Here is a 7,905-nt window from a genome sequence, read left to right on the forward strand (position 1 = left end):
TTGCCCACGCCAAGGTTCTTCAGCGTGTTGGCGAACTTGCAGACCTCGGCGTGCAACTCCTTATATGTAAGGCTGCGGGTTTCATCCGGGTCGTCGCCCTCGAAGATGATGGCCGTCTTGTCGCCACGCTTGGCCAGGTGCCGGTCAAGGCAGTTGGCCGAGACGTTCAGCTGGCCGTCTTCGTACCATTTGATGTGAAGATCCTTCGCATCCCAGGAGACATCGGAGATCTTCGTAGGCTCGCGCGTCCAGAGGAGCCGGCCTGCCATGTCCTTCCAGAAGCCATCGGGGTCGTCCACCGATCGGGCATACATGGCCCGGTACTGGTCGGCGGTAAGGCTATGGGACGGCTTGGACATGCATGGGCTCCAGCGCGCCGCCGGGCGGGCGGCATAGGGATGAAAGACACCGTTGGTGGGAGGCCGAGTGTAGCCGTTGGCAGGCGACACCGATGTACAGCATTCCTTACGACTTTGGTCGAGATTCGACCTTTGGCGAATAGCACCCTTGCTGTCCCCATGCCCATGCTCGGCACGCCAATGGTTGGGGAGGCCACGATGAACACGATCAAAGTCGGTAGCCGCAAGGTGCTTGCCCTGGGAATTGCATGCGCCCTGTTGCTTCCATTCACCGCGGCACATGCGCAGTCATCCACGAAGAAACCCACCGTCCGCGAGCAGAAGCTCGAGGAACGGGTGAACCAGCTCGAGCAGGAATTGGCCGAGCTGAAACAAATGATCCAGGAACAGAAGGCCGATACCGCCCAGGCCACCGCCACGGCACAGGCCGCGCAGACCCAGGCCCAGGCCACCGAAACCAGGGTCGCCACGGTGGCCGCCACGCCGCCGCCGAAGCCCGTATTCTCCAGTGCGCCGGGCGTAACGGTGGCGCTGCACGGCTTCATCAACGCCAGCGCCTTCAGCCAGGACAAGGGCTTCACCTACGGCAACGGCCAGAACGCCGAATTCCCGATTCCGGGTTCGGCAGGACACGTGAACGATTCGCTCACCGGCGTGGACGTGCGTAACACGCGCTTCTGGCTGGATTTCGCCGGCGCCAAGTTCGGCGGCGACTGGACCGGCGGCGGCCGCATCGAGATGGACTTCTTCGGCGGCTTCAACGGCACCGGTGCCTACGCCCAGTCGCAGCCCACGCCGCGCCTGCGCCAGGCCTACATGGACATCACCAACCCGACGACAGGCTCGACCTTCCGTATCGGCCAGCAGTGGGACCTGTTGTTCCCGCTGGACATGACCCCGCAGTCGCTCTCCCACATCGCCTTCCCCCTGGGCTACGGCACGGGCTTCACCGGCTGGCGCTTCAGCGGTATTTCCTGGATGAAGGAACTCAACCACGGCAGCGACGGCCCGATCTGGCGCCTGGACCTCGGCGCGTACGGCGGTACGTGGAGCACGCCGGGATCGACCAACAACTACACCACGGCCGGCAATGTGGGCTTCAACCCGCAGTACGAAGCCCGCTTGCACGTGCAGGACAAGACCTGGCTGGCCTTCGTGGCCGCCCACTACAGCAAGGTGGACCTGCGCGGCGTCGATGGCCTCTCGCCCGCGCCGATCAAGAGCGACATCAAGAGCACGGCGATCCAGGCCGGCGCGCAGTGGATGCCCGGCAGTTGGGTGTTCAAGGCACTGGCTTATGCCGGCAACGGCATTGGCGAAGTGTTCGGCGATCTTTCCCAGTTCGGCGACATCGCCGACAAGGGTGGTTACGCGCAGGTCGGCTACAAGTTCACGCCGAACTGGTCGGTGTACGGCTTCTACTCGCAGAGCAAGCCCGACACCGATGACGTGATCAAGTGGTTGTCCCGCGGTTCCACCGGATTGCTGAAGAACCGCCAGTCGGCGCTGAGCCTTCAGTACACCGCCGGACCTTATGACCTCAGCCTTGAGTGGATCCACGCCAAGCTTGATTCCACCACCAACGGCACCACGCGGCAGACCACGCAGGGCAACGAAATTACCCTCAACGGAAATTACAAGTTCTAGGCGAAGGGCGGCCTGCGAGGGCCGCCTTTTTCGCACCGGCGTACTTCGTAAATTACTGCGAACAGGCGCCCGGCAACGGGCGTCCATCTACCTCACCAGGGGTGCACCATGGCAACAAGCCCATCCGGCGTCCGCGCCGACGGAACGTTCGGTATCAGTCATAAACGCGTCATCTTCGCGTCGAGCCTGGGTACTGTCTTCGAGTGGTACGACTTCTATCTCTATGGCTCCCTGGCCGCCGTCATCGGCAAGCAGTTCTTCGGTGGACTGAACGAGACCAGCCAGTTCATCTTCGCCCTGCTGGCCTTCGCCGCGGGATTCGCCGTGCGTCCGTTCGGTGCCATCGTGTTCGGTCGGATAGGCGACCTGATCGGCCGCAAGTACACCTTCCTGATCACCATCGTGATCATGGGTACGTCGACGTTCCTGGTGGGCGCCTTGCCCAGTTACGCCTCCATCGGTTGGGCAGCGCCGATCATCCTGATCATCCTGCGCCTTTTGCAGGGACTGGCGCTGGGTGGTGAGTACGGCGGCGCGGCAACGTATGTTGCCGAGCATGCGCCGATGGGCAAGCGCGGCCTGTACACCAGCTTCATCCAGATCACCGCCACCTTCGGCCTGTTCCTGTCGCTGCTGGTGATCCTGGGCATGCGCTTTAGCCTGGGCACCGAGGCCTTCGAGGCCTGGGGCTGGCGCATTCCGTTCCTGCTGTCGGCGATCCTGGTGGGTATATCGGTATACATCCGCCTGCAGTTGCAGGAGTCGCCGCTCTTCAAGGAAATGAAGGAGCAAGGCAAGGGCTCGAAGGCTCCGCTGACGGAAGCCTTCGGCAAGTGGCCGAACCTGAAGCTGGTGATCCTGGCCCTCCTGGGTGCCACGGCGGGCCAGGCCGTGGTCTGGTACACCGGCCAGTTCTACTCGCTGTACTTCCTTACCCAGAGCCTGAAGATCGACGCCACGGCGGCCAATCTGCTGATTGCCGCGGCGCTGCTTATCGCCACGCCGTTCTTCGTGGTGTTCGGCGCGCTGTCGGACAAGATCGGCCGCAAGCCCGTGATATTGGCCGGTTGCCTGCTGGCCGCACTCACGTACTTCCCGATCTTCAAGGGCATTACCCACTACGGCAACCCGGCCATCGAAACCGCTGCCGCCGCTTCCCCGGTGACGGTGGTGGCCGATCCGAAGTCCTGCAGCTTCCAGTTCGATCCGGTTGGCAAGAAGACCTTCACCAGTTCCTGCGACGTGGCCAAGAGCGTGCTGGCGAAGCGGGGCATCCCCTATGCCAACGTGGACGCACCGGCGGGCACCGTGGCCCAGGTGAAGATCGGAAGCACGACGGTGGATTCCTTCGAAGGCACGGGCATGGCCAAGGCGGACTTCACTGCCAGGGCCAAGGAATTCACAACCGCCGTGGGCGCGGACCTGAAGACCGCCGGTTATCCGGAGAAGGCCGACCCGACGCAGTCGAACTACCCGATGCTGGTGTTGCTGCTGACCATCCTGGTGCTGTACGTGACCATGGTGTACGGGCCGATCGCTGCATGGCTGGTGGAGATGTTCCCCACGCGCATCCGCTACACCTCTATGAGCCTGCCGTATCACATCGGCAATGGCTGGTTCGGCGGCTTCGTACCCACCATCGGCTTCATGCTGGTGGCCTGGAAGGGCGACATCTACTACGGGCTTTGGTATCCGATCGGCGTTGCGCTGATGACGTTCGTCATCGGCCTGCTATTCGTACGCGAAACCAAGGATGTGAGCATCCGCGACTAGCCGCGATCGCGACTTGGGGGTCAGAGTCATTGACTCTGACCCCACAGGGCACGTGCAAAAAGGGAGCGGCATGGCCGCTCCCTTTTTTCGCCTTCAGGGTTTTTCCGGTGGCGGCTTGGTCATCGACTCGCGGAGCTTCTTCATTTCGTAGGCGTTGAGCATTTCAGGCTTGGCGTTGCCCTCGATGCGTTCCTGGGCGAAGGCCAGCCCTGTGGCGATAAGCCCGACCAGGCCCAGGAACAGGCACAGGCCGAGTAACCCCGGTGATTTCGTCGTGAGGCACACGAGCACCATCAGGAGGGTGAAGGCAGCAAGGATCCAGCGCATGGGTCAACCGGCGGGCAGGGCAGGTTTGCGCATCATAGCGCCGCCCACGCGGCCTGCCATCGCTGCCGTTGGGGATACTCCGTACGGTGGCGAACGTCGTCGGGGCACGTATCGGCGTAACATGAGGGGGCTTTTTTCACGACGCGGGCGATACCCCATGCAGAAGTTGTTCGACGGCTACGCGCGGTTCCGGTCGACCCAATGGCCCGAGCGCCGCAAGACCTTCGAAGGCCTTGCCGATGAAGGCCAGAATCCGCAGACCATGGTCATTGCGTGCTCGGACAGCCGGGTGGATCCCACGATGATCTTCGACGCCGAGCCTGGCGAACTGTTCATCCTGCGCAACGTGGCGAACCTGGTCCCTCCTTATGAGCCCGATACGGCTTTCCACGCCACCAGCGCGGCGCTGGAATATGCCGTGCGCGTGCTGGAAGTGAGGGACCTGATCGTGATGGGCCACGCCATGTGCGGTGGCATCCGCGTGCTGCTCGATGGCGCTCCGGTGCAGGGCGGTGATTTCCTCGTGCCGTGGATGCGCATCGCCGAGTCGGCCAAGTTCCGGGTGCTGGCCCGGGCTCCCGCCGACGTCCACACCGAGTGCGAATACGAGACGGTGAAGCTGTCGTTGGGCAACCTCATGACCTTCCCGTGGCTTGCCGAGCGCGTGGAAGCGGGCTCGCTCAAGCTCACCGGTATGAGCTTCGACATCCGCTCGGGGCAGCTGTTGATGCTGCAGGGCGATGGCACCTTCGCCCCGGTGGACATCCCTTAGCCTGCTCGTGTCTATAATCGCCCCCTGGGCCAGGGGGCGGCATGGACGGAGCCAACGACGAACGCTATCGGCGGGCGAAAGAACTTGCGCATGCAGCGGCGGAGCTACCGCCAGGCAAGCGCATGGCCTTCGTGCGCGAGCGCGCCGGTGACGATGCCGCGCTGATCGCAGAAGTGGGCTGGATGCTCGACGCGATCGAGGTGACCGCGGGCCTGCCGCACGCGCTGGAAAACCCCGTTGATCTTTCGGGCCTGAGCGCCCAGGCTGCCGCGCCGCGCCACTACCAGATCATCCGCCGCCTGGGCGAGGGCGGCATGGGCGTGGTGTACCTTGCCTCGCGCAATGACGGCGGTTTCGTCCAGCAAGTAGCGCTGAAATTCCTCAACGCCGCCGCGGAGGACTCACCCGCGCTGCTCGAGCGCTTCGCCCAGGAACGGCACCTGCTGGCGCGTCTGGAACATCCGGGGATCGCCCGCCTGCTCGATGGCGGCCTGCTGGCCGACGGCCGTCCCTTCCTGGCCCTGGAGTTCGTGCAGGGCGAGCGCATCGACGACTGGTGCGAGGAAAAATCGCTCAACCTGCGCCAGCGCATCGCCCTGTTCCTTAAGGCGTGCGCAGCGGTCGAGTTCGCCCACCGCCATCTGATCATCCACCGCGATATCAAGCCGGCCAACATCCTGGTGACCCCGGACGGTGAACCGAAGCTGCTGGATTTCGGCATCGCGCGCATGCTCGACGAGGTCCCCGATTCCGCCGACCGTGGCGACGGCGACGCCCTCACCCTGGCCTATGCCAGCCCCGAGCAGGTGCAGAAGCGCCGCCTCACCACTGCCGCGGACGTTTATTCGCTGGGCGTGGTGCTGTACCAGCTGGTGGCTGGCCGCCGCCCCTTCCAGGACCTGGTGACACCGCACCACCTCTCCAGCGCCATCATCAGCGGCGACTTCCTGCCGCCCAGCCGGAGCCCGCGTGGCGATGCCACCTCGGCGGCCGCGCGCGCGCCGGTGCCGGCGGACATCGATGCCATCGTGATGAAGGCCATGCGCCGGCAGGCCCGTGACCGCTATGCCGGCGTGCACGAACTGGCCGAAGATCTCCGCCGTTTCCTCGAACACCGGCCCGTGCATGCCCGCAAGGCCACGCCGGCCTACCATGCCGGCCGTTTCGTGCGCCGCAATCGCCTTGGCGTGGCCGCCGGTGTATTGCTGGCGGTGTCCACCTTCACGGGCCTGGGCGTATCGCTGTACGAATTGGCCCAGGCGCGCGCGCAGGAACGCCTGGCCACCAGCCGTCAGCGAGAACTCGAGCGCGCCGTGGCCTTCGAGCAATCGATGCTCGAAGGCGTGGACATCGATGCGATGGGCCATGGCCTGGCCGACGGCGAGCGCCGGCAACTGGGTGATCGCGCCACTGTGATTTCCGGCGTGGGTTTCAGCGACTTGGCGCGGGAATCGCTGGACGTCCACGTGGTGTCCCATGCGCTGGATGCCATTGACGGCCGCTTCGCCGACGAGCCGCTGCTGGGCGCGAGCCTGCGTCAGTCGCTGGCCCGCGTGCTGGTGACCATCGGCAGCTACGGCCATGCGGTGCGCGAGTTGCAGAAAGTGCTCGATGTGCGCACGCGCCTGCTTCCCGCCGGCGACCCGGCGGTGCTGTCGGCGCGGGTGGACCTGGCCCGGGCGCTGGACCTGTCCGGTCAGTTCGGCCAGTCACGCGCCATCTTCGAGGCAGCCCTGGCACAAGCGCAGGCGCTTGGGCCCGATGACCCGTTGCGCACCGCCGCCGAAGCGGGCCGCGCCCGCGCCATGGCCGATAGCGGCGAGCTGATCCCTGCGCTCGCTGCGCAGGAGGCCCTTGATGCGCGCCTGTCGTCCCGGCTTCCGGCATCGGATCCGGGCCTGATGCAGCTTCGGCGCGAGCGCGTGGCGACCTTGATCCGGCTGGGACGCCGCGATGAAGCCCAAGCCGTCATCGAGCCGCTGGCCGCGGTGTCCCTGCGTGCCCTGGGCCCCGACCACCCCGATACCCTCGATGCCCAGGCCACCCTGGCGTCGCTACTGAATTATCGCAACGAGTACGAACGCTCATTGGCGCTGGCGCGCACCGTGGCCGCCGCGCATGAACGCCGCTTTGGCTTCGACCACCCCGCCACGCTTCGCGACGAAGACCTGGTCGCCGCCAACCTGGTGCGCCTTGAGCAGTTCGACGAAGCCCGGCCATTGCTCGAGCACATCATCCGGGTACGGCGCCAGGCGCAGGGCGACGACCAGCCGGACACGCTGGAATCGATGACGACCATGGTGCGGCTACTCACCCGCACCGATGACTGGGCCGGCGCGACCACCTTGCAACGGTCGATCCTGGAGGCGCGCCGACGCGTGCTGGGGCCTGACCATCCGGACACCCTGTTCGCCCAGGCGAGCCTCGCGGGATTTCTCTCGCACGAGGGAAAATATGCCCAGGCACTGGACCTGGCCACCACGGCGCTGGCCGCCCAGCGGCGTACCCTGGGCGTGGACCATCCGATCACCTTCGGTACCCTTGACCTGATCGCCCGCATCCATACCCAGGCCGGCCAGCTCGCCGCCGCCCGCGACGTCCATGCCGAAGCCCTGGCCAACCGGCAGCGCGTACTGGGAACCATGGACGCGAACACCCTGGAAAGCGCCACGCGTCTGTTCGAGATCCTGGAAAGGCTCCACCAGACGGCCCAGGCCCAGGCCATCCGCCACCGCTACATGGACCCGCTGGTCGCCATGGACCCTGCCACGCTCAATGCCAGCATGCGCGACATGCGCGAGGGCACGGTCGACCTGCTCACCCAGTACGCCAACGCCCCCTAGGCGGCGGACAGTTCCCGCCGCAGCCAGGCGCGGGCGATGCGCCATTCGCGCTGCACGGTACGTGGCGAGATGGCAAGCACGGCGCCGATCTCCTCTTCGCGTAGGCCGACGAAGAAGCGCATCTCCACGATCTGTGCCTGCCGCGGATCCAGCGCCTCCAGCTGGCGCAGGGCGTCGTCCAGTT

The 7,905-nt window shown here is 65.4% G+C and carries 7 protein-coding genes; 4 read left to right on the top strand and 3 right to left on the bottom strand.

The features are described 5' to 3' along the window. Positions 1–359, bottom strand: a 359-nt coding sequence (locus VK519_RS04540; RefSeq protein WP_324347944.1) for an acetyl-coenzyme A synthetase N-terminal domain-containing protein, incomplete at its 3' end; no start/stop codon positions are given. 198 nt (positions 360–557) lie between these two features. On the opposite strand from VK519_RS04540, the gene VK519_RS04545 reads away from it, so the two are divergent. Together VK519_RS04545 and VK519_RS04550 are read left to right on the top strand one after the other, a co-directional pair. Beyond that, positions 558–2,006, top strand: a complete 1,449-nt coding sequence (locus tag VK519_RS04545) for a porin family protein (RefSeq protein WP_324347945.1) — start codon at positions 558–560, stop codon at positions 2,004–2,006. A gap of 108 nt (positions 2,007–2,114) precedes the next feature. Next, entirely contained in the window at positions 2,115–3,779 is a 1,665-nt protein-coding gene (locus VK519_RS04550; protein WP_324347946.1) for an MFS transporter, read from the top strand. A gap of 93 nt (positions 3,780–3,872) precedes the next feature. On the opposite strand, the gene VK519_RS04555 is transcribed toward VK519_RS04550, so the two are convergent. Beyond that, positions 3,873–4,106, bottom strand: coding sequence for a hypothetical protein (locus tag VK519_RS04555; protein ID WP_324347947.1), 234 nt, complete (start codon positions 4,104–4,106; stop codon positions 3,873–3,875). A gap of 157 nt (positions 4,107–4,263) precedes the next feature. On the opposite strand from VK519_RS04555, the gene VK519_RS04560 reads away from it, so the two are divergent. Both VK519_RS04560 and VK519_RS04565 read left to right on the top strand, forming a co-directional pair. Further along, positions 4,264–4,878 carry a carbonic anhydrase gene (locus tag VK519_RS04560; RefSeq protein WP_324347948.1) on the top strand — a complete coding sequence of 205 codons (615 nt, stop codon included), beginning with the start codon at positions 4,264–4,266 and terminating at the stop codon, positions 4,876–4,878. 41 nt (positions 4,879–4,919) lie between these two features. Next, positions 4,920–7,721: a serine/threonine-protein kinase gene (locus VK519_RS04565; protein ID WP_324347949.1), complete on the top strand. Its 2,802-nt coding sequence runs from the start codon at positions 4,920–4,922 to the stop codon at positions 7,719–7,721. On the opposite strand, the gene VK519_RS04570 is transcribed toward VK519_RS04565, so the two are convergent. Beyond that, a partial coding sequence (locus VK519_RS04570) for an ECF-type sigma factor (RefSeq protein WP_324347950.1) occupies positions 7,718–7,905 on the bottom strand: 188 nt, incomplete at its 5' end. The genes VK519_RS04565 and VK519_RS04570 overlap by 4 nt on opposite strands.

It is taken from the genome of Pinirhizobacter sp. (genome assembly GCF_035317885.1).
In the GTDB taxonomy this organism is placed as follows: Bacteria; Pseudomonadota; Gammaproteobacteria; order Xanthomonadales; family Rhodanobacteraceae; genus Pinirhizobacter.